This window comes from Peterkaempfera griseoplana, from assembly GCF_001418575.1.
GTDB lineage: Bacteria > Actinomycetota > Actinomycetes > Streptomycetales > Streptomycetaceae > Peterkaempfera > Peterkaempfera griseoplana.
The window spans coordinates 1-1,856 of the sequence record NZ_LIQR01000736.1 but is presented as its reverse complement, the minus strand read 5'-3'; the positions used below and the strand labels follow the sequence as shown (position 1 = coordinate 1,856).

The following is a 1,856-nucleotide window of genomic DNA, read 5'->3' as shown; positions in this document are numbered from 1 at the left end:
ACCGCCCCCGCGGGAGGCCTCTCATGACCGAGCCCGGCCCCCGGCACGTCCCCGTGATGCTGCAGCGCTGCCTGGACGTCCTCGCCCCGGCCCTCACCGCGCCCGGCGCGGTGGTGGTCGACGCCACCCTCGGGCTCGGCGGCCACAGCGAGGCGCTGCTGCGGACCTTCCCCGAGGCCCGGCTGGTGGCGGTGGACCGCGACCCCGCCGCGCTGGAGCTGGCCGCGAAGCGCCTGGCCCCGTACGGCGAGCGGGCCACCCTGGTGCACGCCGTGTACGACGAGATCCCGGCGGTGCTGGAGCGCCTCGGCATCCCCAGGGTGCAGGGCGTCCTGTTCGACCTCGGGGTCTCCTCGATGCAGCTGGACGAGGCCGACCGCGGCTTCGCCTACGCCCAGGACGCGCCGCTGGACATGCGGATGGACCAGACCCGGGGCCTGAGCGCGGCCGAGGTGCTCAACACCTACGAGCACGGCGAGCTGGCCCGGATCCTCAGGGTCTACGGCGAGGAGCGGTTCGCCAAGAAGATCGCCACCGTGATCGTCCGGGAGCGGGAGAAGGAACCGTTCACGACCAGCGCGCGTCTTGTGGAGCTGGTGCGCAACGCCATCCCCGCGGCGACCCGGCGCACCGGCGGCAACCCGGCCAAGCGGACCTTCCAGGCGCTGCGCATCGAGGTCAACGGGGAGCTGGCGGTGCTCGACCGGGCCGTCCCCGGGGCGCTGGACGCACTCGCCGTCGGCGGCCGCATCGCCGTGCTGTCGTACCACTCGCTGGAGGACCGCCTGGTGAAGCAGTACCTCGCCGCCGGCGCCACCAGTACGGCCCCGCCCGGTCTGCCCGTGGTGCCGGAGCAGTACCAGCCCTGGCTGAAGCTGCTCACCCGCGGCGCCGAGCTGCCGACGGAGGCCGAGATCGAGGAGAACCGGCGCGCCGCCCCTGCCAGGCTGCGCGCTGCGGAGAGGATCAGGGAGCGCAGCGCGGCCAGGAGCTGACGCCCCCGCGGCCCGGGCCGGCGCCGGGAGCAGCGGCCCGGGGGAGGGAAGGAGCGAGGAGTTGAGCGTGCCCGCACCAGGGACGGCAGGGGCGCGGAGGCCGTCGGCCCGCGCCGGGACCGGCCCGCGGCCGACCGTGCGCAGGGCCTCGGCAGGCCGCCGCCCGTCACCCGGCCGGACCCCCTTCACGGTGCTGGTGGTGGTGCTGCTGGCCGCGGGCCTGATCGGCCTGCTGATGCTCAACACCGCGCTCAACCAGGGCTCCTTCCAGTTGCGCAGACTCCGCGACGAGACCACCCGGCTCACCGACGAGCAGCAGAGCCTGGAGCAGCAGATCGACCAGTGGTCCGCCCCCGACTCCCTGCAGCGCAGGGCCGGTGAGCTGGGCATGGTGCCCGGCGGCAACCCGGCCTTCCTGCAGGACGACGGCAAGGTGCTCGGCAAGCCGGAGCAGGCCGGGGGGACCCCGGCGCCCGGCGCCTCCGGCGCGGGCAACCTGCCGAGCCCCGCACCGCAGCCCCCCGCGGTCGCACCGTCCGGCTCGGACGGCGCCATCCAGGCCGGGCCCACCCGGGGTGGCGCCCGGTGAGCACTCCTCGCAGGCCGCCCCGTCCCGCCACCCGGCAGCCCGGCCCCCGCCCGCGTCCCCGCACCGCGGCGGCCGGCCGGGCCGGCCGCCCGGCGGCGCGCCGCCGCCCCCCGGTCGGCTCCATCCGGCTCGGCGACCCCCGGCGCCGGCTGCGGCTGGTCACCGTCGCCCTGGCCGCGGTGCTGTCGCTGTTCGTCGGGCGCCTGGTCCAGCTGCAGCTGGTGGACGCCTCGGCGCTGGCCGCCGAGGCCACCGTCAACCGCTATGTGGAC

2 protein-coding genes and 1 pseudogene are annotated in these 1,856 nt (G+C 76.7%); all 3 read left to right on the top strand.

All coding sequences use genetic code 11. The features are described 5' to 3' along the window. The first annotated feature begins 23 nt into the window (after positions 1–23). Positions 24–995, top strand: a complete 972-nt coding sequence (gene rsmH / locus AOK09_RS36200; RefSeq protein ID WP_055591413.1) for a 16S rRNA (cytosine(1402)-N(4))-methyltransferase RsmH — start codon at positions 24–26, stop codon at positions 993–995. Between the two features lie 67 nt (positions 996–1,062). Then, positions 1,063–1,584, top strand: coding sequence for a hypothetical protein (locus AOK09_RS41215; protein ID WP_175609390.1), 522 nt, complete (start codon positions 1,063–1,065; stop codon positions 1,582–1,584). After that, a pseudogene (locus AOK09_RS39825) lies at positions 1,581–1,856 on the top strand (cell division protein); the annotation flags it as partial. The gene AOK09_RS41215 and the pseudogene AOK09_RS39825, both read left to right, overlap by 4 nt.

What these genes read in the sequence shown, in the direction of transcription:
- rsmH (WP_055591413.1), top strand. Translation starts at nt 24, where the DNA reads ATGACCGAGCCCGGCCCCCGGCACGTCCCCGTGATGCTGCAGCGCTGC.